This window comes from Pseudonocardia oceani, assembly GCF_019263585.2.
Lineage (GTDB): Bacteria > Actinomycetota > Actinomycetes > Mycobacteriales > Pseudonocardiaceae > Pseudonocardia > Pseudonocardia oceani.
Genome location: NZ_JADQDF010000001.1, coordinates 2594086 through 2618335 on the forward strand (window position 1 = coordinate 2594086; position 24250 = coordinate 2618335).

Below are 24250 nucleotides of genomic sequence, written 5' to 3' on the forward strand. Positions count from 1 at the left end.
TTCAGGTCGCGATGCTACGCCGCAGGATGTCCGGAACCCACTCCGCGGGACCGGCGTCACCGAACCACCGTCCCTGCCCGACGTCGCAGCCGAGGCCCGCGAGCCGCTCCGACTGGAGGTCGGTCTCCACCCATTCGGCCGTGACCTCCAGGCCCAGGGCGTGAGCCATCCCGATCAGCGAGCCGACGATGGCCGAGTCGACGGGGTCGGCGTCGGGGTGGCGCAGGCCGTCGATGAACGAGCCGTCGATCTTCAGGGCGTGCACCGGGAGGCGGCGCAGCCAGGCCAGGCTCGACCAGCCGGTGCCGAAGTCGTCCAGGGCGAGCCGGACGCCCGCGGCGCGCAGCGCGCGCAGCGCTTCCAGCACGGCGCCCTCGTCGCCCAGCACGGCCTGCTCGGTGATCTCGAGCTGCAGCAGGCGCGCCGGCAGGCCGGTGGCGGCGAGCGCGGCGGCGACCTCGCCGACCCAGTCGGGCTCGACGAGCTGCACCGGGGAGACGTTGACGCTGACGTAGGGCGCGTCGTCGCCCAGCTCGCGGTGCCAGGCCGCCGCCTGCGCGCACGCGGTGCGCAGGATCCAGCGGCCCAGCGGCACGATCATCCCGCTGCGCTCGGCGAGCTCGATGAACGCGCCCGGCCCGAGCAGCCCCTGGACGGGGTGGTCCCAGCGCACGAGCGCCTCGACCCCGCGCATCCGCGGGTCGGCTCCCAGGCCCACCAGCGGCTGGTAGACGAGCCGGAACTCCTCGCGGTCGATCGACCCGGTCATGCCGTTGAGCAGGGCGAAGCGGGCCGACTCGCCCGCGTCGCGCTCGGGGTCGAACAGCACCCGGCGCCCGCCGCCGCGCGACTTCGCCCAGTTCAGCGCGACGTCGGCGGCCCGGATCAGCTCCTCCGGGCAGGCGCCGGCGGTGGCCGAGGCGGCGACCCCGACGCTGGCGGTGACGGTGAGGGTGTGGCCGCCGACGAGGAACGGCGTGGCGAACGCCTCCAGGACGTGGTCGGCGATCCGGCAGACCGCGGGCAGCCCCTCGGGGTCGGCGACGAGGACGGCGAACTCGTCGCCGCCGGTGCGCGTGACGAGGTGCTCCCCCGCGGCCATCTGCAGCCGGGCCGCGACGGCGAGCAGGACCTGGTCGCCGACCTGGTGCCCCAGCCCGTCGTTGACGCGGGTGAGCCCGTCGACGTCGAGCGCGCAGATCCCGACCCACTCGGGCCCGCCCGGCTCGAACGCGCGGTGCACCCACTGCTCGGACAGCGCGCGGTTGGGCAGCTGCGTGAGGCGGTCGTGGTAGGAGGCGCGCTGCAGCCGCAGCCGCAGCCGGGTGCGCTCGGACTGGTCCTCGATGACCGCCAGCAGGTGCGTCGCGGCGCCGGACGCGTCGCGGACCAGCGACGCCACCACGTCGGTGAACAGGACGAGCCCGTCGGGACGGACGAAGCGCAGCTCCATCCGCCGGACGTCGGCCGTGCCGTGGACCAGGCGCCGGAAACCGCCGACGACGCCGGCGAGGTCGTCGGGGTGCACGAAGTCGGTGACCGGGCGCGGCTGGTCGAGCGGGCCGCGCAACCCGAACATCTCGCGCAGCGCGGGGTTCATCTCCAGCACGAGCCCGTCGAGGCCGACGACGCCGATGCCGACCGCGCCCTCGGCGTAGACCGCGCGGTAGTGGCTCTCGGTCAGCGCGAGCGCGCGCTGCACCCCGGCCTGGGCGCGCAGCGTGGTGGTGACCACCTCGACCTGCTCGGCCACGGCCCGGTCGCGCAGCGCGCCGGTGAAGCCGGTGACGAGCTCGTCGAGGGCGGCGACGAGCCGCTCCCCCGCGTCGGCGCCGCCGGGACCCAGCACGAACGGGCCCTGCTCGCGGAGCAGGCGCAGCGTGGCGGGCAGCACCTCCTCCGCGGCGTCGACGACGTCGCCCGGGAGGCCGCACAGCCCGCTGGCGAGCAGGTCGGCGCCGATGTCGCGGGCGGCCATCGGCCAGTAGGGCTCGGCCGCCAGGGTGGTGGCGAGGCGGCGCAGCAGGGTGGCGAGCCGCGCGGTGAGGCCGGTGTCGGCGGCGGGGGCCAGCTCGGCCCAGCGGGCCGCCAGGCGGTGCAGCGTGGGCGGAGGGCCCGCTGCGTGGACCGGCATACCGGCTGCCGCCGTCCGGGCGCGCGGGGAGTCGGGCACGCTGCGCGGTGCTGCCATCCCGACACCTCCTTCACCCGTATGGTCGGGGCGGAACCCCCGGACGGCGTGATTCTCCGTATCGTTCAGTACTTGCGCCAGTACGTGTGGTCCTGGTCCATCAGTTTGCCTGACAATCAGTTGTGGGCCGTTCAGCCCAGCGGGAGCAGCCCGCGGACGTCGCCCGCCCGCGCGCCCGACGCCCGCACCGAGCCGTCCGCCAGGGCATCGTCCCAGCTCACGCGGCCCGTCGCCAGCGCCAACCAGGTCCGCGGATCCGCCTCCACCACGTTCGGCGGAGTGCCCCGGGTGTGCCGCGGGCCCGGGATGCACTGCACCGCGCCGAACGGCGGAACGCGCACCTCGACGCTGCGGCCGGGCGCCGCGACGGCGAGGGCGGCGAGGCTCTCCTTGACCGCGGCGCGCAGGACGGGGCGCTCCGGCGCCGGGCCGCCGTCGAGCCAGGCGAGCACCTCGGCGAGCCCGCCGCCGGCGTCGGTCATGCGCTCGCGGCGGGCACGTCGAACAGGGCCGGTAGCGTGCCCTCCCACGCGGTGCGCAGCTCGGCGAGCGGCAGCGGCTCCAGCGCGCCCACGGCCAGCGCGGAGCCGCCGGTCGTGCCGAGCATCTGCGCCGGCACGTTGGCGGTGGCGGCCGCGCCCAGCAGCTCCTCGAGGTCGTCGGGGGCCACGGTGACCAGCACCCGGCCCGCCGACTCGGCGAACAGCGACACGAATGCATCGGCCAGGGGCAGCGAGACGCGCGCGCCCCGGCCGCCGACCAGGCAGGCCTCGACGAGAGCCTGCGCGAGGCCTCCGTCGGACAGGTCGTGGGAGCCGGTGAGCAGGCCGCGCGCGGCCGAGGAGGCCAGCAGGCCCGCGAGGCGGAACTCCGCGGCCAGGTCGACCGCGGGCGGGCGGCCGCCGAGGTGCCCGTGCACCACGTGGGCCCACTCGCTGCCGCCGAGCTCGTCGCGGGTGTCGCCCAGCAGCACGACGGCGTCGCCGTCGCGGGTGAAACCGGACGGCACGCGGCCCGCCACGTCGTCGATGACGCCGAGCACGCCGACCACCGGCGTCGGCAGGATCGCGCGGTCGCCGGTCTGGTTGTAGAAGCTCACGTTGCCGCCGGTGACCGGGACGCCGAGCAGCGCGCAGCCGTCGGCGATGCCGCGGACGGCCTGCTGGAACTGCCACATGACGTGCGGGTCCTCGGGCGAGCCGAAGTTGAGGCAGTCGCTGACGGCCAGCGGCACCGCGCCGGAGGTGGCGACGTTGCGGTAGGCCTCGGCCAGCGCGAGCTGCGCGCCGGTGTAGGGGTCGAGCGCCACGAAGCGGGCGTTGCAGTCGGTGGCCACGGCGATGCCGCGGCCGGTGACCTCGTCGACGCGCACGACACCGGCGTCGGCCGGCTGAGCGCTCGCGGTGTTGCCCCGGACGTAGCGGTCGTACTGGTCGGTGACCCAGGCCCGGCTGCACAGGTTCGGGCTCGCGGCCATCCGCAGGATCTCCGCGCGCAGCTCCAGCGGGCCCGCCGGGCGGGGCAGGCGGTCGGGGATGTCGGCGACGAGCGCGTCCTGCCCCGCTCCGCGCTGCACCGGGCGCCGGTAGACCGGGCCGTCGTGGGCGACGGTGCGCGGCGGCACGTCGACGACGGTCTCGCCCTGCCAGGTGATGACGAGCCGGCCGCCGTCGACGACCTCGCCGATGACGCCGGCGAGCACGTCCCACTTGCGGCAGACGTCGAGGAACGCGTCGACGTCCTCCGGCCGCACGACGGCGCACATGCGCTCCTGCGACTCGCTGGACAGGATCTCCGCGGGCGTCATGCCGGTGGCGCGCAGGTGCACGGCGTCGAGGTCGATGTGCATGCCGCCGTCACCGGCGCTGGCGAGCTCGCTCGTGGCGCAGGACAGGCCGGCGCCGCCGAGGTCCTGGATGCCGACGACCAGCCCGGCGTGGAACAGCTCCAGGCAGCACTCGATGAGCACCTTCTCGGTGAACGGGTCGCCCACCTGGACGCTGGGGAGCTTCTTGCGGCTCGCCCCGGGGGTGTCGCCGGCCTCGCCGAACGTCTCGCTGGCCAGCACCGAGACGCCGCCGATACCGTCGAGCCCGGTGCGCGCACCGAACAGGACGATCTTGTTGCCGGTGCCCGACGCGAACGCCAGGTGCAGGTCCTCGGTGCGCATCGCGCCCACGCACAGCGCGTTGACCAACGGGTTGCCCGCGTAGCCCGCGTCGAAGACGACCTCGCCGCCGATGTTGGGCAGGCCCAGGGAGTTGCCGTAGGTGCCCACGCCCGCGACGACGCCGGGCAGCACGCGCGCGGTGTCGGGGGCGTCGGCCGGGCCGAAGCGCAGGGGGTCGGCCACCGCGATCGGGCGGGCGCCCATCGCCATGATGTCGCGGACGATCCCGCCGACGCCGGTGGCGGCGCCCTGGAAGGGCTCCACGTAGGACGGGTGGTTGTGCGACTCGACCTTGAACGTGACGGCCCACCCGTCACCAATGTCGACCACGCCGGCGTTCTCGCCGATCCCGGCCAGCATCTTGCTCTTCATCTCCGGCGTCGTGCGCTCGCCGAAGTAGGCGAGGTGCACCTTGGACGACTTGTAGGAGCAGTGCTCGCTCCACATGACCGAGTACATCGCCAGCTCGGCGTCGGTCGGACGGCGGCCGAGGATGGAGCGGATGCGCGCGTACTCGTCGTCCTTCAGGCCGAGCTCGCGGTAGGGCTGCGGCTGGTCCGGCGATGCGGCGGCCCGGGCGACGGTGTCGACGGCGGGCACGGGAGGGGAGGCGACCACGACTCCTGAGCCTACGGAACGACCGCGCTCAGCTGCCGTCGCGGCCCGACGGGAGCTGCACCACACTCACGAAGAAGTGGTCGATCTGCTTGATCGCCTCGATGAAGCCCTCGAAGTCGACCGGCTTGGTGACGTAGGCGTTGGCGTGGAGCTGGTAGCTGCGCAGCACGTCCTCCTCGGCGCGCGAGGTGGTCAGCACGATCACCGGGATGTGGCGCAGCTCCGGGTCGTCCTTGACCTCGGCGAGCACCTCGCGGCCGTCGCGGCGCGGGAGGTTGAGGTCGAGCAGGATCAGGTCCGGGCGCGGCGCGTCGGTGTAGGGGCCCTCGCGGCGCAGGTAGGACAGCGCCTCCGCCCCGTCGGTGACGACGTCGAGCCGGTTGTGCAGGTACTCGTCGAACGCCTCACGGGTCATCAGCACGTCGCCGGGGTCGTCCTCGACGAGCAGGACGTTGACGATCCGCGGTTCAGGCGTGGTCATGCAGGGGCTCCTCGATCGGGGCGTCGGCGGTGCGGGCGGGGTCCGGGGCGGCCGGCAAGCTCACGGTGAGGGTCGCACCGGGCCCGTCGCCCTGCACGATGCGGATGCCGCCGCCGTGGAACTCGGCGATCTTCTTGGACAGCGACAGGCCGATCCCGGTGCCGGCGTAGACGTCGCGGGCGTGCAGCCGCTGGAAGATCACGAAGACCTTGTCCTGGTAGTCGGGGTCGATGCCGATGCCGTTGTCGCTCACCGTCACCTCGACGATGCCGTCGCGCTCCTCCCCCGACACGCGCACGACCGGCGCGACGCCCTCGCGGTGGAACTTCAGCCCGTTGCCGATGAGGTTGGCGAAGAGCTGGCGCAGCAGCTGCGGGTCGCCGGACACCGTCGGCAGGTCGCCGACGACGACCTCGCCGTCGAGCTCGGCGCGGGTCGTCTCCAGCCCGGCGGCGGCCGACGCGGCGACCTCGCCCAGCGCCACCGGCACGAAACCCTCGGTGGTGCGGCCGACGCGCGAGAAGGCGAGCAGGTCGTTGATCAGGCGCTGCATGCGCTGCGCGCCGTCGACGGCGAACTCGATGTACTGGTCGGCGCGGTCGTCGAGCTGCCCGCCGTAGCGGCGCTGCAGGAGCTGGCAGAAGCTCGACACCTTGCGCAGCGGCTCCTGCAGGTCGTGGCTCGCGACGTAGGCGAACTGCTCCAGGTCGCGATTGGAGCGCTCCAGCTCGCGCCCCTGCTCCTCGAGCCGGCGGTTCGTCTCCTCGGCGCGGTCGACATCGGCCAGGATGTGCACCCGCATCGCCTCGACGTCGGCCCCGAGCTCGACGATCTCCCGTGGTCCGTCGACGCGGACCTGCTGCTGGGCGTCGCCGCCGACCACGGCCCGCACCTGCGCGGCGAGGTCGGACACCGGGCGCAGGACCATGCGGCTCAGCGCCAGCCCGACGGTGACCAGCACGACCACCAGCACCCCGGCGACGCCGACGGCCGCGGCCTGCACGAACGCCGCGGCGGACGCGACGGCGGAGCGGGCCTCGGCCTGGCGGACGGTGAGGTCGCGCTGCAGCACGTCGGCGCGCGTGCGGACCTGGTCGAACAGCACCCGCCCCTCGACGGCGTCGGGCGCGGCCGTGCCGCCCGCGACGGCGGCGACGGCCGGGTCGGCGTAGCCCTCGCGCCACCGCTGCGCGGCGGAGGCGACGGCGTCGACGTCCGCGTCGAGGGCCTGCCGGTCGACGAGGTCGCGCAGCTCGGTGAGCGCGGCGGCCTCGGCGGCCCGCCCGGTGTCGTAGGGCGCGACGAACTCGGGCCGGTTCGTGAGGCTGTAGCCGCGGACGCCCGTCTCCTGGTCGAGCAGCGCCACCGACAGGCGCTGCGCGGCGTCCAGCGCGGGCGAGACCCTGTCGAGCAGCACGGCGCGCGAGGACGACAGCCCCGACAGCGCGATGCCGCCGAGCACCATCGCGGCGAGGGCGAGCAGGGCCACCAGCGTGGCGCCGACGGCGAACAGGCGCCGCAGCGGCCGGCGGTCCTCGGCGTCGCGGCCGCGGCGGCGCAGCAGGGGTCTCGTCGTCACGTCCGGTCCGCCGTGAGGAGCAGGATGGCGACGTCGTCGGACAGCGGGCCGCCGTTGAGGACCTGCGCGCGCTCCACGAGGCGGGCGGGCAGGTCGGCGTGCGGGGTGTCGCGCTCGTCGTCCAGCAGCCGGATGAGGCCCTCGGGCCACAGCGGTTCGTCGGGCACCGGGCCCTTCCCCTCGATCAGTCCGTCGGTGTAGAGCAGCAGTGCCCAGCCCGCGTGCAGGACCAGGGGCTCGGCCTCCCACGAGGTGTGCTCGGCGATGCCCAGCGGCAGCCCGATCAGTGGCTCGACCTGCACGGGAGGGTGCATCACGACGGGTGCCGGGTGCCCGGCGAGGCGCACGTGGGCGTCGCCGCCGGTCGGGATCGCGACCGTGCAGACCGTCGTGAACAGCGTGGCGTCGTGCCGCTCGCTGACGAGCACCTGCTGCAGCTTGGGCAGCACCTGCGGCTCGTCGACGCCGGCGAGCACGAGGGCGCGCCACGACACCCGCAGCAGCGCGCCGAGTGCGGCCTCGTCGGGACCGTGGCCGCAGACGTCGCCGATGATCGCGTGCACGGTGCCGTCGGGGCCACGGACGGCGTCGAAGAAGTCGCCGCCGAGCACGCTGCGGGCGCGGCCGGAGCGGTAGAACGCGCGCGCCCGCACCGGGCTGCCGTCGAGCAGCGGCGTGGGCAGCAGACCGCGCTCCAGGCGGGTGGCCTCGGCCGCGACGAGCTGCTCCTCGCGCAGCCGCAGCTGGCTGGTCTCGGCGCGGCGGCGCTCCACCGCGTACCGGATGGCGCGGATCAGCAGCGGGCCGTCGACCTTGCCCTTGACCAGGTAGTCCTGAGCCCCCGCGGCGACCGCGGCCACGCCGAGGTGCTCGTCGTCGAGGCCGGTGAGGACGCAGACCGCCGCGCCGGCGTCGGCGCGGAGGATGGCGTGCAGGCCCTCCAGCCCGTTCGTGCCGGGCAGGTTGAGGTCGAGCAGGACGCACTCGGCGTCGGCGAGCAGACCGCCGTCGACGACCTCGGGCAGGGAGGCCGCCACCGTCAGGCGCAGCTCCGGCTCGACCTCGGCGAGCAGCTCCCCGACGAGGAAGGCGTCGCCGGGGTCGTCCTCGACGAGGAGGACCGCGCGTCCGGGATGGGTCACCTCAGCTGCCGACCGCCGCTCCCAGCACCGAGGTGAACAGCACGAGGCCGTCATCGGACGGGCCGGTCAGCGGGTCGATGGCGTGCTCGGGGTGCGGCATCAGGCCGACGACGCGGCCGTCGGCCGACGCGACGCCCGCGATGTCGGCGAGCGCGCCGTTGGGGTTGCCGCCGAGGTAGCGGAAGACGACGCGCCCCTCGCCCTCGAGCCGCGCGATCGTCTCGGCGTCGGCGACGAACCGGCCCTCGCCCGACTTCAGCGGCACCACGATCTCCTGGCCCGCCGTGGCGGCGCCGGTCCACGCGGTATCGGTGGACTCGACGCGCAGCCGCTGGTCGCGGCACAGGAAGTGCAGCCCGGCGTTGCGGACCAGCGCGCCCGGGAGCAGCCCGGCCTCGCACAGGATCTGGAAGCCGTTGCAGATGCCGAGCACCGGCATCCCGCCCGCGGCCGCGGACTTCACCTCGGTCATGATCGGCGCGAGGCTCGCGATGGCGCCCGCACGCAGGTAGTCGCCGTAGGAGAAGCCGCCGGGCACGACCACCGCATCGACGCCGGCGAGGTCGTGGTCGCCGTGCCAGAGCGCGACGGGCTCGGCGCCGGCGTAGCGCACCGCCCGGATCGCGTCGACGTCGTCGAGGGTGCCGGGGAAGGTGATGACCCCGATCCTCACGGCTGCACCGTCTCCGACGTGCGCCGGATCACCCAGTCCTCGATCACCGGGTTCGCGAGCAGCTCGCCGGCGATGCGGTGCAGGGTCTCGTCGTCGACCGAGTCGTCGACGTCGAGCTCGAAGTGCTTGCCCTGCCGCACCTCGGCCACCCCGGCCACACCGATCCGGCCCAGCGCCCGCGTGACGGCCTGGCCCTGCACGTCGAGGATCTCCGGTTTGGGCATCACGTCCACCACAACTCTGGCCACGCCCCAGAGCCTACGGGTGCTCAGTCGAGGAACGCCGCGAGCATGGGCAGGAGCAGGTCGGCGCGGCGCGGGGCCTGCATGTGGGTGGTGCCGGGCAGGATCGCGAGCTGGGAGCCGGGGATGAGCTCCTGCATCACGGTGCCGTGCGCGGCGGTCGTGAAGTCGTGGTCGCCGAGCACGACGAGCACGGGCGCGGTGATCGCGGCGAGCTGCTCGTCGGTCCAGCCGGTCCAGCCCTCGACCGTCGCCATCGTGCGCATCGGGAGCTGCTCGAACCGCTCCGGGTGCGGTGCGAGGCGGGCGTAGGCCTGCGACATGTCGGCGAAGTCCTGCGCCGTCGGCATGCGGGTGGAGGTGGCGTAGGTGCTCGGGTCGGCGAGGTCGGGGTGGCCGCCCTCGGGTCGCACGCTGGCCGAGATCGGCACGACCGACAGCAGCCGGTCGGGGTGGGACACCGCGAGCTCGAGCGCGGTGCCCCCGCCCATGCTGTGGCCCATCACGTGGGCGCGATCGACGCCGAGGTGGTCGAGCAGGGCGACGACGTCACCCGCCAGCGCGGCGTAGGTCATGTCGCGGTCGATGTCGGCGGTGCGGCCGTGGGCCTGGAACTCCACGGCGATCACCCGGTGCCGCTCCGCGAGCGCGGGGATCAGGTCGGCGTAGGTGAGGTCGATGGTCATGACCCCGCCGTGCAGCAGCACCAGCGGCGTGCCGCCCTCGCCGTGGGTCTCGTAGTACATGTGCAGGCCGTTCACGTCGGCGTATCCGCTCTCCATGCCCCTACGACGTCGGGTGGGCCGCCAATTCATCGGCTGTGGGCGAACCGGTTCGATCGCCCGGCGAGTTCGCCGATCGCGCCCGGCGAGTTCGCCTCTCCCGCCCGGCGAGTCACCTCTCCGCCCGGCGAGTTGTCCGATCACGGCCGGCGGGTTCTCCGGTCCGGCGCGGTCCCGGCCTCCGGTGGCAGGCTGGGCCCGTGCAGATCACCCACTTCGGCCACAGCTGCGTGCTGCTCGACACCGGCGCGGCCCGGCTCCTGATCGATCCCGGCACGTTCTCGTCGGGCTTCGAGTCCCTCACCGGCCTCGACGCCGTGCTGGTCACCCACCAGCACCCCGACCACCTCGACGCCGACCGGCTCGCCGCGCTCCTGCGCGCCAACCCGGACGTCCGGCTGGTCGTCGACCGCGGCACCGCGGACGAGCTGTCGGCCGGCCCGCTGTCCGGCGCCGGCCACGAGGTCGCTACGCCCGGCGACGCCCTGGCCCTCGCAGGCGCCCGCGTCGAGGTGCTCGGCGGCGACCACGCCGTCATCCACCCCGACCTGCCGGTGATCCCCAACAACGCCTACCTCGTCGATGGCACCCACCTGCACCCCGGCGACGCCTTCCCGACCCTGCCGACGCCGGTCGACGTGCTGCTGCTGCCTACCGCGGCGCCGTGGCTCAAGGCGTCGGAGTCCGTCGACTACCTCCGCGCGATGACCCCGCGCACCGCCGTGCCGATCCACCAGGGACTGCTCGCGCGGCCGCAGGTGTTCTACGGGCTGTTCACGAACCTCGCGCCCGAGGGCACCGAGGTCCGGGTGCTCGACGAGGGCGAGCCGACCGCGCTCTGAGCGCGACACGGTCGCCACGAGACCCCGACCCGCGGGTCCCTCAGGCCGCCCGCCGCGCCGCCGCGAGGCGGTAGGTCACCGGCACCGCACCGGCCGCCAGCGCCGCGTCGACCGCCGCCAGCGCCGCCTCCACCCGGGCCGGCTTCCGCAGGTCCTTGGCCCGGACGTTGATCCGCGCGACGCCGCCCCGCCGGGCCACCCGCGCCACCTCGGCCACCAGCACGCGGCAGCGCCACGCCTCCGCCGCCCGGGCGTCCTCGGCGACGGGCCGCCGGCCACCCGAGGCGCGAAATCCGAGCACGCGGGCCCGGACCGCGCCGGGGGTGTCGAGCCGGTGCACCCCGGCCTCGTCGGCGTACATCGTGAAGCCCTGCTCGCGCAGCGCCTCGACCGTGCCGGCGGAGGCGATCCAGCGGGGCGGGACGAACAGGTCGGTGCGCAGGTCGACCGCGCCGAGCGTGCGCCGCGCCGCGCGCAGCCGGAGCCCGGCCTCGTGCCGCGGCAGAGCGGCGAACTCGGCGCGGCGGCCGACGCGGGCCGGGCCGGCGCTGTGGTCGAAGCCGTGCAGCACGATCGCGTCGCCGCGCTCGCGGCGCGCGTGCAGCCAGCCGACCAGCGGGGCGTCGGACCACCCTTCCCACGCACCGGGCCGGTAGAGCTGCGAGACCGCGACGCCACGGGCGTCGAGCGCCTCGGCGAACGCCGCGCCGCGCGGGAGGGAGTCGTCGGTCAGACCGGACAGCGAGACGATCAGGCGGGCCACACCGTCATGGAGCCACACCGACGTGAACAGGTCGTGAGTGGAAAACGTCGTCAGGACGACGGTTGCCACTCACGGCCGGTGAGCCGCTCGTACACCTCGACGTACCGCGCCCGGGTGGCCGCGACGACGTCGGCGGGCACCTCGGGGCCCGGCGGGGTGCGGTCCCAGTCGAGCCCCGCCGACCAGTCGCGCACGAACTGCTTGTCGAACGAGAACTGGGGACCGCCCGGCGACCAGCGGTCGGCGGGCCAGAAGCGCGAGGAGTCCGAGGTCAGCACCTCGTCGGCGAGCACGATCTCCCCCGACGGGTCGAGCCCGAACTCGAGCTTGGTGTCGGCGACCAGCAGCCCCTGCGCGGCGGCCGTCTCGGCGCCGCGGGTGTAGACCGCGAGCGTGAGGTCGCGCACCCGCGCGGCCCGCTCGGCCCCGATCAGCTCCTCGACCTCGGCGAACGACAGGAACTCGTCGTGCTCCCCGACCGGCGCCTTCGTGGTCGGCGTGAAGATCGGCTCGGGCAGCTTCGAGCCCTCCACGAGCCCCGGCGGCAGCGCGACGCCCGACACCGTGCCCTGCTTCTCGTACTCCTTGAGCCCCAGCCCGGCGAGGTAGCCGCGCGCGATGCACTCGACGGGCAGCATCTCCAGCCGCCGGCACCGCACCGCGCGCCCGGCGAACTCGGCGGGCACGTCGGTCGCGGAGACGACGTGGTGCGGAACCAGGTCGGTGAGCTGCTCGAACCACCACAGCGACAGCTGCGTGAGCAGTGCGCCCTTGTCCGGCACGGGCGTCGGGAGGACGACGTCGTAGATGGACAACCGGTCCGACGCGACGAGGACGAGGTCGTCCCCGTCGGCGTAGACGTCGCGGACCTTGCCCGAGTGCAGCAGCTTCATCGCTCTCCCTCGCTTCGCTCGGTCGGCGCTTCGCGGGCGCTGTGTCGACGGTTCGCTCGCTGGCGCTCGCTCACAGGATGGCTCCGGGGGTGTAGGCGGCGGCCTCGGGGTGGATCGCGACGATCCCGTCCACCCGCGCGACGACGGCCGCGACCTGCGCGGTGGCCGCGCCGGTGAACGCCAGCGGGTCGGTGAGCAGGCCGTCGAACGAGCCGCCCAGGCGCTCGTCGGCGGCGAGGCGGGCCATCAGGTCGTTCTCCGACTGCCCCTTCTCCCGCATCGCCAGCGCGACGCCGACCGCGTGCTCCTTGATCACCTCGTGCGCCGTCTCCCGCCCGACGCCCGCACGCACCGCGGCCATGAGCACCGAGGTGGTGGCGAGGAAGGGCAGGTAGCGATCGAGCTCGCGGGCGATGACGGCCGGGTAGGCGCCGAACTCGTCGAGGACGGTGAGGGTGGTCTCGACGAGCCCGTCGAACGCGAAGAACGCGTCGGGCAGGGCGACGCGGCGGACCACGGAGTCGGAGACGTCGCCCTCGTTCCACTGCGACCCGGCCAGCTCGCCCGCCATCCCGGCGTAGCCGCGCAGCAGGACCATCATCCCGTTGATCCGCTCGGTGGAGCGCGAGTTCATCTTGTGCGGCATCGCCGAGCTGCCGACCTGGCCCGGCTGGAAGCCCTCCGTGGCCAGCTCGATCCCGGCCATCAGACGGATCGTGGTGGCCAGCGACGACGGCCCGGCCGCGAGCTGGACGAGCGCGGTGAGCACGTCGAAGTCCAGGGAGCGCGGGTAGACCTGGCCGACGCTCGTGAGCGTCGCCTCGAAGCCGAGGTGCCGGGCCACGCGGGTCTCCAGGTCGGCGAGCTTGGCGGCGTCGCCGTCGAGGAGGTCGAGCATGTCCTGCGCGGTGCCCATCGGGCCTTTGATGCCGCGCAGCGGGTAGCGCGCCCGCAGCTCCTCGAGGCGGGAGTACGCGACGAGCAGCTCGTCGGCGGCGCTCGCGAAGCGCTTGCCGAGCGTCGTGGCCTGGGCGGCGACGTTGTGGCTGCGCCCCGCCATCGTCAGCTCGGCGTTCTCGGCGGCGCGGCGGGCGAGGCGGGCCAGGACGGCGACGGTGCGGTCGCGCACGTGCTCCAGCGACAGCCGGATCTGGAGCTGCTCGACGTTCTCGGTGAGGTCGCGGCTGGTGAGGCCCTTGTGGACGTGCTCGTGGCCGGCGAGCGCGTTGAACTCCTCGATCCGCGCCTTCACGTCGTGGCGCGTGACGCGCTCGCGCTCGGCGATCGAGGCGAGGTCGACGCGGTCGACGACGCGCTCGTAGTCCTCGACGACGCCGTCGGGCACCTCGACGCCGAGCTCGCGCTGGGCGCGCAGCACCGCGATCCACAGGCGGCGCTCCAGGACGATCTTGTTCTCGGGCGACCAGAGCGCCACGAGCTCACGGCTCGCGTACCGCGTGGCCAGGACGTTGGGGATCACGTTCAGGCAGCCTACGGACCGAGCACGCGCGACAGCACCTCGCGGGCCATCGCGCGCGGATCCGGGTCGGCCTCGATGAGCCCGCTGACGACGAACCCGTCGACGAGCGCGACGAGCTCGCGCAGCGCGTCCGGGTCGAGCGGGCGCCCGCAGCGGGCGAGGACCTCGGCGAGCAGCGCGTCGAGCTCGCCGCGCAGCTCGCGCATCAGCGGCGCCAGGTAGGGGCGGCGACCGGCGCCGACCAGCCGCTCGTAGCGCAGCAGCACCGCGTCGAGACCGCCGTCGCGGGACTCGGGCCCCAGCAGCTGGTCGATGACGATCTCGATCAGCGCGGCGGTGTCGGGCGGGCCCTCGGCGAGGGCCTCGAGCCGGGCGCGTCCCTCGGCCAGCTCGTCACGGCTGGTGCGCTCGGTGGCGGCGACGACGAGGTCGTCGAGGGAGTCGAAGTAGTAGGTGGTGGACGACAGGGGCAGCCCGGCCCGGTCCGCCACGGCGCGGTGGCGGACGGCGTCGAAGCCGCCGGAGCGCAGGAGGTCGGCGGCGGCGGCCACCAGCTCGGCGCGGCGGCGCTCGCCCTTCGGGGTGCCCACGGCTCCAGTGTCCCGCGCGGCGTCCCGGCGCCCCTGCCCGGCGCCCCAGCCCCGGCCCCGGCCCCCCGCCGTCCCGCCCCCTGCTACGGGTGACAGTGGAGTGGCTTTACTGGCGTCCAGTGGCAGTAAAGCCACTCCACTGTCACCGGGAACGGGCGGCGCAGGGGGGAGGGCCGGGGGGGAGGGGCGGGGCGTGGGCGGAGGCGGAGCGGGGGGGTGACAGGCGCGGGCGAGCGGGCGCGCTGCCCGAGGCCGACGCGGGTGTGCTGCAGCGCGCGGCCGTCAGAGGCGGGGGGCCAGGTAGGCGGCCGCGGTGTCCAGCCGGCCCTCGAACGGCGCGGGCGTCCCCGGCCCGTCACCCCGGGCCGTCACCACCACCGTGCCCCCCGACGCCGTCACCGACGACGCGGACGTCCCGCTCGTCGCCCCCGCCACCTCCCCGGGCGGCAGGTACTCGACCGTCAGCAGGCCGGGGGTGCCGGCGTCGTCGACCTCCAGGCTCACCCCGCGCTCCCCGCCGGGCCGGCAGTCCATCGTGACCGCGGCCTCCGTGGCGCCCGCCGTCTCCGGCAGCACCTCCTCCACGAGCGCCCGCAGCGCCGGGTCCTGGCGCTGCGCGCACTCCGTGGTGCCCGGCCCGAGCGGCGCGCCGGTGAACGCGGGCTGGTCCCGCAGCGCCTCCGGGAGCTGGGCCTCCGGTGCGGGCGCCGCCGCGGCGTCCTCCGCCGGCGCCGACTCCGCGAGCACCGAGCCCTCGGACGCCGCGTCCCCGGGCGCCGAACCCCCGGCCGCCTCCGGAGCCGCAACGGGCGCCGCGGCCGACGTCGTCTCCCCCGATCCGGCACCGGAGCCGGGCAGCCCGAACGCCACCCCCACCCCCGTGACGACGAGCAGCGCCATCGCGCCGCCGAGCACGGCGGAGCGGCGACGGGCGGTGATCCGCCGGGAGGCCGCGACCACGCGGTCGTGGTCGAACCCCGGCGGGGGCGTGTCCGAGGCGGCCTCGGAGAACAGGGCCGCGATGCGGTCGTCGTCGGTCATCGAACTCCTCCTCTCCCTCTCAGCCGGCCGGTCGCAGGTCGTCGAGCGCGTCACCCAGCACCGCGCGCAGGGCGGTGAGCCCGTGCGAGGTCTGGCTCTTCACCGTGCCCTCGGAGCAACCCAGCGCGGCAGCGGTGCCGGCGACGTCGAGCCCCTCCAGGTAGCGCAGCACGAGCACGGCGCGCTGGCGCGGCGGGACGGACCGGAGCCCGTCGACGAGGACGTGCCGCGTGGCCACCCCGTCGGAACCGGACGCCACCGCCCCCGCCTCCACGACGTCGGTGGACCGCTCCCGCCGCCACGGCCGCCGCGACTCGTCCACGACCGACCGCACCACGGTCCGTCTCATCCACGCGTCGAGCGCCCTCTTGTCGCGGATGCGCCGCCAGTGCCGGTGCAGCGCGACGAACGCGGCCTGCGCGTGGTCGTCGGCGCGGTGCCAGTCGCCGCAGAGCAGGTAGGCGGTGCGGCGGACGGCGTCGCGGCGCGCCCGGAAGTACGCCTCGAACTCCGCCTCGGCGGCCTGGTCCACCGCGTTCCCTCCTCCCCGTCGCCCTCAGGACGGGCGCGCGGTCGGCCACCGTTGCACGACTCGGTCGGGTTCCCCCGATCGGCGCAATCTCGTGACCGGACCGTGACCCTCGCGCAACCGCCCGGGATCCGGCTGGTTGAATCGGGCGTTGTGCGACCCACCTCACGATCCCGCCGGGCGTCCGCGAAGGCGGGTCCGATCGACCTGCGATCGGACACCGTCACCCAGCCCACCAAGGAGATGCGCGCGGCGATGGCCGCGGCCGAGGTGGGCGACGACGTCCTCGACCGCGACCCGACGATGCGCGAGCTCGAGACCCGCGTCGCGGGCCTGCTCGGCGCGGCCGACGCACTCTGGACGCCGAGCGGCTCGATGGGCAACCTCATCGCGCTGATGGCGCACATGGGCCGCGGCGACGCGTTCCTGGCCCCGGCCGGCGCGCACGTCCTCGACGCCGAGCTGGGCACCGCCGCCTGGCTCGCCGGCGGCATGCCGCGCCCGCTCCCCCACGACGGCGGGCCGGGCAAGGTCACGCCCGACGCCGTGCGCCGCGCGGCCGGCAGCACCGGCCCGTACTACACGCTGCGCACCACGCTGCTGTGCCTGGAAAACACCCACAACGCCTCCGGCGGCACGGTCACCGCGCCCGAGGAGCACGCCGCCGTGGCCGCGGCCGCCCGGGCCGCGAAGCTGCGCGTGCACCTCGACGGCGCCCGCCTGTGGAACGCCGCCGCCGCGCTCGGGGTGCCGCCGGGCGCGCTCACCGTCGGCGCCGACACCGTGCAGGTCTGCCTGAGCAAGGGCCTCGGGGCGCCGGTCGGGTCGGTGGTGGCGGGGTCCTGGGAGTTCGTCGAGGAGGCCCGCCGGCTGCGCAAGATGCTCGGCGGCGGCGTCCGCCAGGGCGGGGTGCTGGCCGCGGCCGGGCTCGTCGCGCTCGACCGGATCGACCGCCTCGCCGACGACCACCGCCGCGCCCGCACCCTGGCCGTCGGCCTGCGCGAGCGCGGCTGGCAGGCCGCGGAGCCGCAGACCAACATCGTGCTCGTCGCCGTCGCCGACCTCGACGGCACGCTGCGCCGCCTCGAGGAGGCGGGCGTCCGGGCGTCGGCGATGTCGGGGCAGGTCAGGCTCATGACCCACGCCGACGTCGGCGACGCCGACATCGCCGCGGCGCTCGATCGCATCGGCGCCCCGGGCGGGAGCAGCCCCGGCCGTTCGGCGTACGCCCCGGCGCAGCGCGGGCTCAGGGTGCCGGACGCCGGTCGCGCTCCAGTGCGTCCATCCGGGCGTTGAGCGCCCGCAGCTCGGCGAGCACCGCGCCGAGCTGCCCCTCGACGTCCTCGATGTCCTCGGCCGCCTTCTCCCCCGCCCGCCGCAGGTTCTCCACGAACCAGCTCGCGATCGACGCCGTGACGACGCCGAGCAGCGCGATCCCGGCCACCATCAGCGCCGCGGCGACGACCCGCCCCTCGAACGTCACGGGGTAGCGGTCGCCGTAGCCCACGGTCGAGACGGTCGTCAGCGTCCACCAGACGGCGTCGCCGAAGGTCGTGATCGACGCACCGGGGGCGTCGCGCTCGGCGTCGAGCACGGCCAGCGAGGCGACGAACCCGATCAGCGCCACGCTCCCGACGACGTAGAACACGACCCGGCCGCGGGCGTCGTCGCGGAGCTGGCGGTTGAGCACGCTGATGACGGTGATCACCCGCAGCGCGCGGAGCTGCCGGAACATGGGCAGCACCAGGATCGCGAGGTCGAGCAGGTGCGTGCCGACGAACCGCCAGCGCTGGTGCGCCAGGCCGATCCGCACGAGGTAGTCCAGGCCGAAGACGATCCAGATGCCGGTGACGAGCGCCTCCAGCAGCGTCGCCCCCGGCTCGGGCATCGCCGGGTCGAGCACCTGCCACGCGTACGCGGCGAGGAACACCACCGCCAGCGCGGTGAGCCACCAGTCGACCCGCCGGTCCCAGGCCTCGATGCGCGGTTCACCGTCCATGGCGCGGGACGATAACCCCGATCAGCGGGGAACCGTCCCGATCCACGCCTCCAGCCGCACCAGCGCCTCGCGGACGTCGTCGGTCGACCCCGCGCAGGACAGCCGGATCCAGCGGTGCCCTTCGACGGGGTCGAAGTCCAGACCGGGCGCGACGGCCAGCCCGACGTCGGCCAGCAGCCGGTACACGAGGTCCATCGAGTCGGCCGCCAGGTGCGAGACCTCGGCGTAGACGTAGAACGCTCCGTCCGGCGGGGCGACCTGCGTGATGCCCAGGCGGGCCAGCCCGGCGAGCAGCAGCTCGCGGTTCACCGCGTAGCGCCCGACGTGCCCGTCGGCCTCGGCGTAGCTCGACTCCGCGAACGCCCCGAGCGCCGCCTGCTGGGCGAGCGCCGGCGGGCAGACGGTGAAGTTCCCGGCGACGCGGTCGGCCGCGCGCAGCAGCCGCGGCGGGAGCAGCAACCAGCCCAGCCGCCAGCCCGTCATCGAGAAGTACTTCGAGAACGAGTTGACGACGACCGCCTCGCGCGAGGTCCCCCACGCGCACGAGGTCGCAGGGGTGCCCGGGTAGGTGATGCCGTGGTAGATCTCGTCGCTGACCAGCTGCACGCCGGTGGCCTCGCAGTGCGCCGCCAGCGCCGCGAGCTCGGCGGGGGCGAGCACGGTGCCGGTCGGGTTGGCGGGGCTGGCGACGACGAGCCCCTTCACCGGCTCGTCGAGTGCCTCCAGCATCTCGACGGTCGGCTGGTAGCGGGTCTCCGGCCCGCACGGCAGCTCGACGACCTCGCAGCCCAGCGCGGACAGGATGTTGCGGTAGCACGGGTAGCCGGGACGGGCCATGGCCACGCGGTCGCCCGCGTCGAAGGCCGACAGGAACGCCAGCAGGAACCCGCCCGAGGACCCGGTGGTGACGACGACCTGCTCGGGCGGCACGTCGAGCCCGTACGTGCGGCCGTAGTGCCCGGCGATCGCGGCGCGCAGCTCCGGGACGCCCAGCGCGACGGTGTAGCCGAGGACCTGCTCCGCGATCGCCGTGGTCGCGGCCGCCCGCACGGCCGCGGGGGCGCCGGTGGAGGGCTGGCCTGCGGAGAGGTTGACCAGGTCGCCGTGGGTGCGCTGCCGCTCGCCCGCCGCCGCCCACACGTCCATGACGTGGAACGGGGGGATCTCGGCGCGGCGGGAGGCGGTGGGCAGGGGGATCGACACGCCCTCACCCTAGGAAACGGCCGCGGCGCCTCGGGCGGTCAGTCCGCCGTCGGCACGCCGATCTCCCCGCGCACCGCGCGCAGCGCGATGTCGGTGCGGTGGTGCGAGCCGGCCAGGTGCACGCCCTCGAGGCGGCGGTAGGCGTCGTCGCGGGCGGCGGCGAGGTCGGCGCCGGTGCCCACGACCGACAGCACGCGCCCGCCCGAGGACACGACCGCGCCGTCGTCGCGGCGGCGGGTGCCCGCGTGCAGGACGCCGTCGGCGTCGGCGCCGGTGATCGGGTCGCCCAGGCGCGGCGTCCCGGGGTAGCCCTCGGCCGCCACGACGACGGTGACCGCGGCGCCCTCGGCCCACTCCAGCGGCGCCACGTCGGCGAGGCCGCCGGTCGCGGTGGCGTGCAGCAGCCCGGCGAGCGGGGTGCGCAGCAGCGCCAGCACGGCCTGGGTCTCCGGGTCGCCGAAGCGGCAGTTGAACTCGATCACCGACGGACCCTGCGAGGTGAGCGCGAGACCGGCGTAGAGCAGGCCGGTGAACGGGGTGCCGCGTGCCACCATCTCCCGCGCGACCGGCGCCACGACCGCCTCCACCAGCTCGTCGGCGAGGTCCGGGGAGGCCCACGGCAGCGGCGCGTAGGCGCCCATCCCGCCGGTGTTGGGGCCGGTGTCGTCGTCGCCGACGCGCTTGAAGTCCTGCGCGGGCAGCAGCGGCACGACCACCTCGCCGTCGACGAGGCAGAACAGCGACGCCTCCGGCCCGTCGAGGAACGCCTCCAGCAGCACCGGGTGCCCACCGTCGAGCAGCGTCATGGCGTGGGCGCGCGCGAGGTCGCGGTCGGAGGTGACGACGACGCCCTTGCCCGCCGCCAGCCCGTCGTCCTTGACGACGTAGGGCGCGGTGAACCGGTCGAGGGCGGCGTCGAGGTGCGCGGGGTTGTCAACGATCTCGCATCCCGCGGTCGCCACCCCGGCCGCGGCCATGACGTCCTTGGCGAACGCCTTGGAGCCCTCGATCCGCGCGGCGTCGGCGCCCGGGCCGAAGCACGGGATCCCCGCGGCGCGCACGGCGTCGGCGACGCCCGCGACGAGCGGCACCTCCGGCCCGATCACGACCAGGTCGGCCCGCCACTCGCCGGCCAGCGCCGTGACCGCGGCGGGGTCGAGGACGTCGATCCCCCGCTGCTCGGCGACCGACGCCGTTCCCGCGTTGCCCGGGGCGCAGGCGAGCGCCGTCACCCCGGGATCCTGCGCGAGGGCGAGGAGGATGGCGTGCTCTCGAGCACCGGACCCGACGACCAGGACGCGCACGGTCGGGAAGCCTAGAGCGGCGCCCTCGGCGGCTCGTCGGCGCACCCGTCGTTCAGCGTCCCGACGCGGACCGGCCTCCCCGCCGTGACCCCACCGTCGCCGGGAGGGGACAGTGTTCGCCGTAGTCGATCCGACCCCGCCGTCTCCACCTGCGAGGACCTCCCCATGACCGCACCGACCGCCGTCGCCCCGGCGACCGGCCCCTCCCCCGCCCCCGCCGGGCAGACCGGGGGCGAGGCCGCGCAGGTCGTCGTCATCGGGCACCGCGGCGCGGCGGGCTACCGCCCCGAGCACACGCTCGCCTCCTACGAGCTCGCCGCCCGGATGGGCGCCGACTTCATGGAGCCCGACCTCGTCAGCACCGCCGACGGCGTGCTGGTGGCCCGGCACGAGTCGCAGATCGGGACCACCACCGACGTCGCCGCGCACCCGGAGTTCGCCGACCGCCGCACCACGAAGACGATCGACGGGTACGTCCACACAGGCTGGTTCACCGAGGACTTCACCCTCGCCGAGCTGCGGACGCTGCGCGCCACCGAGCGGATCCCGGAGATCCGCCAGGAGAACACGATCTACGACCGGCGCTTCGAGATCCCGACCTTCGACGAGATCCTGGAGCTGCGCGCGCGGCTGTCCTCCGAGCTCGGGCGCGAGATCGGCGTCTACCCCGAGACCAAGCACCCCACCTACTTCGCGGGCCTGGGTCTGGCGCTGGAGGCCCCGCTCGTCGCGGCCCTGGAGGGGGCCGGGCTGAACCGGGCCGACGCACCGGTGTTCGTCCAGTCGTTCGAGACGGCGAACCTGCGTGCCCTGGACCGGGTGCTCGCGGTGCCGCTGATCGCCCTGATCGACGACGAGGGCGCGCCCGCCGACCTCGCCGCCGCCGGCGACACCCGCACCTACCTCGACCTGCTGACGCCCGAGGCGCTGGCCGACATCGCGACCTTCGCCGACGGCATCGGCCCGTACAAGGACCTCGTGATCGCCCGCAACGCCGACGGGACGCTGGGGTCGACGACCTCGCTGGTCGCCGACGCGCACGCCGCCGGCCTGCTCGTGCACCCGTACACGTTCCGCAACGAGAACCAGTTCCTGCCCGTGGGCCTGCGCACGGCGGGCGGGCCCACCGACTACGGCGACGCGTTCGCCGAGTACGCCGCGTTCTACGCCACCGGGATCGACGGCGTCTTCGCCGACAACCCCGACACCGCCGTCGCGGCGCGCGCCCTGCACCGGGCGGCGTAGCGGGGGCTCAGACGATCCGCTCGTCGACGTAGCACCAGCTCCACGCCTCGCCCGGCTCGAAGGACCGGACGACGGCGTGGTCGCTCTCGTGGGCGTGCGCGGTCGCGTGGCGATGCGGGCTGGAGTCGCAGCAGCTGACGTGCCCGCAGGTCAGGCAGAGCCGCAGGTGGGCCCAGACGTCGTCGCCGACCCGGGATCGAGGGCCTGGAGATCGAGCCGGACATCGTCCTGCTCGTCGTGCTGACCCCGCTGCTGTACTCCGCGGCGCTGGAGTCGTCCTACCTCGGGATCCGGGCCGACCGGCGCCCGATCGGGCTGCTCGCCGTCGGGCTGCCGGCGTTCACGGCGCTGGCCGTGGGGCTGGTGGCCTGGTGGCTGGTGCCCGAGCTGTCGCTGCCCGCCGCGCTCGTGCTGGGCGCCGTCGTGGCGCCGCCGGACGCGAGTTGTCCCTCCCACCCGGCGAGTTCGCCGATCACGCCCGGCGAGTTCGCCGATCCTGCCCGGGGTCAGGGCGTCAGGAACCCGGCCAGCAGCGCGTTCACGACGTCCGGGCGCTCCTGGTGCGGGAAGTGCCCCACGCCGTCGAGCACCTCCGACCGGAACGGCCCGGCCGCCCACTCCCCCGACCGGGCCGCCGTCGACGGCAGCAGGCACGGGTCGAGCGCGCCGTGGACCTGCAGCACCGGCGCGTCGACGGGCCGGGACACGGCGGCCGCGAACCGCCGCCCGTCGCCCCGGAACTGCGAGCGCAGGGCCCACCGGTAGTACTCCATCGCGCAGTGCACGACGCCCGGCACGCGGATCGCGCTGCGGCACCGCACGGCGGCCTCGGCGAAGTCGTCGGTCGCCGCCCACCCCGGCCCCGCCCAGCCGCGCAGGATCCGCTCGACGCGCGCCCCGTCGTCGACGCGCAGGGCCCGCTCGGGCCACCGCGGCACCTGGAACGCCAGCGCGTAGGACGCCGTCGCCCGGCCCTGGCCCCGCAGGTCGCGCACGAACTGGGACCGCACGGCCAGCGGGTGCGGCGCCCCGAGCACCGTCAGCGAGCGGACGCGGCGGGGCTGGAGCGCAGTCATCGTCCAGGCGATCAGGCCGCCCCAGTCGTGCCCGACGACGTGCGCGCGGGTATCGCCGAGCGCGCCGATCAGGCCGGCGGCGTCGCCTGCGAGGGTCCAGAGGTCGTAGCCACGGGGCGGCTTGTCGGTGTCGCCGTAGCCGCGCAGGTCGACCGCGACGGCGCGGAACCCGCCCTCCGCGAGCGCGACGAGCTGGTGGCGCCAGGTCCACCAGAACTCCGGGAACCCGTGCAGCAGTACGACCAGCGGTCCGTCACCGCACTCGACGACGTGCTGACGGATCCCGTTGGCCGACACCTCGCGGTGCGACCAGGGGCCGGGGACGCGCACCGACGACGGATCGGGCGCGCGCACGGGGTCAGCGGGTGCCGTGGCCGTTCAGCCGGCCCTGCTGCTCGCCGTGGCCGCGGTTCGACAGCACCTGCGCCGACTCCTTGAGCGAGTTGATCGTGCGCTCCGGCTTGCGGATCTTGCGCACGCGCAGGTAGCCGAGCAGCCCGAACACGCCGGCGACCAGGATCATGATCCCGAAGACGATCCAGAACGACGCGGAGCGGTTGAGGAACAGCGCGAGCGTCTCGCCGAGGGCGAAGAACAGGAAGAACAGGCTGAACAGCGCCACGACCAGGGCGACGACGAAGAAGATGCTGCCCTGCAGGCCCTTCTTCACCTCGGCGGTGACCTCGGAGCGCGCGAGCTCGACCTCGGCGCGGACCAGCGTCGACACCTGGGCGGTGGCCTCGCGGACGAGCGTGCCGATCGACTGTTCCGACGCCGGCACTGCCGGCTCCTTCGCGAGCGGGATCGAGGGCAGCACGGGCGGGACCCCCGCGCCGCTGGAGCTGGTCGAGCTGGCCACCACTGTCCTCCTGTGCGTGCCGGGAGCATCTCTCGATGATCGGGACGCCATCCTTCCACGCGGTCGGCGCGGATGCCCGGCCAGGCGCGCGGGGTCCCCTCGTCGTGTACCGCGCCGTTCAGTCCTCCGGACGGCCGCGGAGCCGCTTGATCCGGCCCCGGCGCGTCTTCTCGTCCATCCGGCGGCGCTTCGCCCCCTTCGACGGCTTCGTCGGCCGCCGGGCGGGCGGGTCGGCCGCGGTGGCTCCGCGCAGCGTCGCGGCCAGCCGCTCGCGGGCCGCCTCGCGGTTGCGCAGCTGGCTGCGGTGCTCGGAGGCGACGACCGTCAGCACCCCGTCGACGAGCCGCCCGGCCAGCCGCTCCAGCGCGCGGGAGCGCAGGTCGTCGGGCACCGACGGCGAACGCGCCAGGTCGAAGGACAGCTCGACCCGCGAGTCGGTCGTGTTGACGCCCTGCCCGCCGGGGCCGGACGCGCGCGAGAACCGCCAGTGCAGCTCCCTCCCGGGAAGCACCAGCGGCCCTCGCACGTGCAGGTCGTCGTCGGGCAGT

At 75.1% G+C, this 24250-nt stretch carries 24 protein-coding genes and 2 pseudogenes; 4 read left to right on the plus strand and 22 right to left on the minus strand.

Annotated elements, in window-relative coordinates:
• Position 1 precedes the first annotated feature (1 nt).
• The 9 genes from I4I82_RS12885 to I4I82_RS12925 all read right to left on the minus strand — a co-directional run bounded on the left by I4I82_RS12885 (position 2) and on the right by I4I82_RS12925 (position 9878).
• Positions 2 to 2191 (minus strand): putative bifunctional diguanylate cyclase/phosphodiesterase, encoded by a 2190-nt coding sequence (locus I4I82_RS12885; protein WP_218591687.1) that lies wholly within the window; start codon positions 2189 to 2191, stop codon positions 2 to 4.
• Between the two features lie 131 nt (positions 2192 to 2322).
• Positions 2323 to 2673, minus strand: coding sequence for a sterol carrier family protein (locus I4I82_RS12890; RefSeq protein ID WP_218591686.1), 351 nt, complete (start codon positions 2671 to 2673; stop codon positions 2323 to 2325).
• Positions 2670 to 4979 (minus strand): phosphoribosylformylglycinamidine synthase subunit PurL, encoded by a 2310-nt coding sequence (gene purL, locus I4I82_RS12895; RefSeq protein ID WP_226370022.1) that lies wholly within the window; start codon positions 4977 to 4979, stop codon positions 2670 to 2672. The genes I4I82_RS12890 and purL overlap by 4 nt, the downstream gene beginning before the upstream one ends.
• Before the next feature lie 28 nt (positions 4980 to 5007).
• Positions 5008 to 5460, minus strand: a complete 453-nt coding sequence (locus tag I4I82_RS12900) for a response regulator (protein WP_218591685.1) — start codon at positions 5458 to 5460, stop codon at positions 5008 to 5010.
• Positions 5447 to 7039, minus strand: a complete 1593-nt coding sequence (locus tag I4I82_RS12905; RefSeq protein WP_218591684.1) for a sensor histidine kinase — start codon at positions 7037 to 7039, stop codon at positions 5447 to 5449. Before I4I82_RS12905 ends, I4I82_RS12900 begins: the two co-directional genes overlap by 14 nt.
• Positions 7036 to 8181, minus strand: coding sequence for a PP2C family protein-serine/threonine phosphatase (locus tag I4I82_RS12910; protein WP_226370023.1), 1146 nt, complete (start codon positions 8179 to 8181; stop codon positions 7036 to 7038). Before I4I82_RS12910 ends, I4I82_RS12905 begins: the two co-directional genes overlap by 4 nt.
• Before the next feature lies 1 nt (position 8182).
• On the minus strand, positions 8183 to 8854 hold the full coding sequence (purQ, locus tag I4I82_RS12915; RefSeq protein WP_218591682.1) for a phosphoribosylformylglycinamidine synthase subunit PurQ: 672 nt from the start codon (positions 8852 to 8854) through the stop codon (positions 8183 to 8185).
• Positions 8851 to 9102 carry a phosphoribosylformylglycinamidine synthase subunit PurS gene (gene purS, locus I4I82_RS12920; protein ID WP_218591681.1) on the minus strand — a complete coding sequence of 84 codons (252 nt, stop codon included), beginning with the start codon at positions 9100 to 9102 and terminating at the stop codon, positions 8851 to 8853. The genes purQ and purS overlap by 4 nt, the downstream gene beginning before the upstream one ends.
• A gap of 20 nt (positions 9103 to 9122) precedes the next feature.
• Entirely contained in the window at positions 9123 to 9878 is a 756-nt protein-coding gene (locus I4I82_RS12925; protein ID WP_218591680.1) for an alpha/beta fold hydrolase, read from the minus strand.
• Positions 9879 to 10078: 200 nt separating this feature from the next.
• On the opposite strand from I4I82_RS12925, the gene I4I82_RS12930 reads away from it, so the two are divergent.
• On the plus strand, positions 10079 to 10720 hold the full coding sequence (locus I4I82_RS12930) for an MBL fold metallo-hydrolase (RefSeq protein WP_218591679.1): 642 nt from the start codon (positions 10079 to 10081) through the stop codon (positions 10718 to 10720).
• Between the two features lie 40 nt (positions 10721 to 10760).
• On the opposite strand, the gene I4I82_RS12935 is transcribed toward I4I82_RS12930, so the two are convergent.
• The 6 genes from I4I82_RS12935 to I4I82_RS12965 form a co-directional block, all read right to left on the minus strand.
• Positions 10761 to 11483, minus strand: coding sequence for a DUF2334 domain-containing protein (locus I4I82_RS12935; RefSeq protein WP_218595758.1), 723 nt, complete (start codon positions 11481 to 11483; stop codon positions 10761 to 10763).
• A gap of 50 nt (positions 11484 to 11533) precedes the next feature.
• Positions 11534 to 12376 carry a phosphoribosylaminoimidazolesuccinocarboxamide synthase gene (locus tag I4I82_RS12940; RefSeq protein ID WP_218591677.1) on the minus strand — a complete coding sequence of 281 codons (843 nt, stop codon included), beginning with the start codon at positions 12374 to 12376 and terminating at the stop codon, positions 11534 to 11536.
• Positions 12377 to 12446: 70 nt separating this feature from the next.
• A complete protein-coding gene (purB, locus tag I4I82_RS12945; protein ID WP_218591676.1) occupies positions 12447 to 13856 on the minus strand; it encodes an adenylosuccinate lyase in 1410 nt (469 codons plus the stop codon).
• Between the two features lie 11 nt (positions 13857 to 13867).
• Positions 13868 to 14446: a TetR/AcrR family transcriptional regulator gene (locus I4I82_RS12950; protein ID WP_218595759.1), complete on the minus strand. Its 579-nt coding sequence runs from the start codon at positions 14444 to 14446 to the stop codon at positions 13868 to 13870.
• A 282-nt stretch (positions 14447 to 14728) separates the two neighbouring features.
• Complete coding sequence (locus I4I82_RS12960) at positions 14729 to 15487, minus strand: hypothetical protein (RefSeq protein ID WP_218595760.1); 759 nt, start codon at positions 15485 to 15487, stop codon at positions 14729 to 14731.
• Between the two features lie 19 nt (positions 15488 to 15506).
• Positions 15507 to 16019, minus strand: a complete 513-nt coding sequence (locus I4I82_RS12965) for a SigE family RNA polymerase sigma factor (protein ID WP_218594087.1) — start codon at positions 16017 to 16019, stop codon at positions 15507 to 15509.
• A 150-nt stretch (positions 16020 to 16169) separates the two neighbouring features.
• On the opposite strand from I4I82_RS12965, the gene I4I82_RS12970 reads away from it, so the two are divergent.
• Positions 16170 to 17312 carry a threonine aldolase family protein gene (locus tag I4I82_RS12970; protein WP_218594086.1) on the plus strand — a complete coding sequence of 381 codons (1143 nt, stop codon included), beginning with the start codon at positions 16170 to 16172 and terminating at the stop codon, positions 17310 to 17312.
• Here I4I82_RS12970 and I4I82_RS12975 read toward each other — a convergent pair.
• The 3 genes from I4I82_RS12975 to purD all read right to left on the minus strand — a co-directional run bounded on the left by I4I82_RS12975 (position 17263) and on the right by purD (position 20522).
• Entirely contained in the window at positions 17263 to 18015 is a 753-nt protein-coding gene (locus tag I4I82_RS12975; protein WP_218594085.1) for a potassium channel family protein, read from the minus strand. The genes I4I82_RS12970 and I4I82_RS12975 overlap by 50 nt on opposite strands.
• A 21-nt stretch (positions 18016 to 18036) precedes the next feature.
• Positions 18037 to 19161: an aminotransferase class I/II-fold pyridoxal phosphate-dependent enzyme gene (locus tag I4I82_RS12980; protein ID WP_218594088.1), complete on the minus strand. Its 1125-nt coding sequence runs from the start codon at positions 19159 to 19161 to the stop codon at positions 18037 to 18039.
• Between the two features lie 95 nt (positions 19162 to 19256).
• Entirely contained in the window at positions 19257 to 20522 is a 1266-nt protein-coding gene (gene purD, locus I4I82_RS12985) for a phosphoribosylamine--glycine ligase (protein ID WP_218594084.1), read from the minus strand.
• A gap of 165 nt (positions 20523 to 20687) precedes the next feature.
• On the opposite strand from purD, the gene I4I82_RS12990 reads away from it, so the two are divergent.
• On the plus strand, positions 20688 to 21767 hold the full coding sequence (locus I4I82_RS12990; protein ID WP_218595761.1) for a glycerophosphodiester phosphodiesterase: 1080 nt from the start codon (positions 20688 to 20690) through the stop codon (positions 21765 to 21767).
• A gap of 7 nt (positions 21768 to 21774) precedes the next feature.
• Here I4I82_RS12990 and I4I82_RS12995 read toward each other — a convergent pair.
• Positions 21775 to 21939: pseudogene (locus tag I4I82_RS12995) on the minus strand (UBP-type zinc finger domain-containing protein); the annotation flags it as partial.
• 65 nt (positions 21940 to 22004) lie between these two features.
• Between I4I82_RS12995 and I4I82_RS34960 the strand changes: the two are divergent.
• Positions 22005 to 22139: pseudogene (locus I4I82_RS34960) on the plus strand (hypothetical protein); the annotation flags it as partial.
• A 134-nt stretch (positions 22140 to 22273) separates the two neighbouring features.
• Here the strand turns inward: I4I82_RS34960 and I4I82_RS13005 are convergent.
• From I4I82_RS13005 to arfB, 3 genes are all read right to left on the minus strand, one after another.
• The gene (locus I4I82_RS13005) at positions 22274 to 23197 is read right to left on the minus strand and encodes an alpha/beta fold hydrolase (RefSeq protein WP_218593527.1); all 924 of its coding nucleotides are present in this window, start codon (positions 23195 to 23197) and stop codon (positions 22274 to 22276) included.
• Positions 23198 to 23201: 4 nt separating this feature from the next.
• Complete coding sequence (locus I4I82_RS13010) at positions 23202 to 23702, minus strand: phage holin family protein (RefSeq protein WP_226370024.1); 501 nt, start codon at positions 23700 to 23702, stop codon at positions 23202 to 23204.
• Between the two features lie 118 nt (positions 23703 to 23820).
• Complete coding sequence (arfB, locus tag I4I82_RS13015) at positions 23821 to 24249, minus strand: alternative ribosome rescue aminoacyl-tRNA hydrolase ArfB (protein ID WP_218593533.1); 429 nt, start codon at positions 24247 to 24249, stop codon at positions 23821 to 23823.
• Position 24250: the final 1 nt, after the last annotated feature.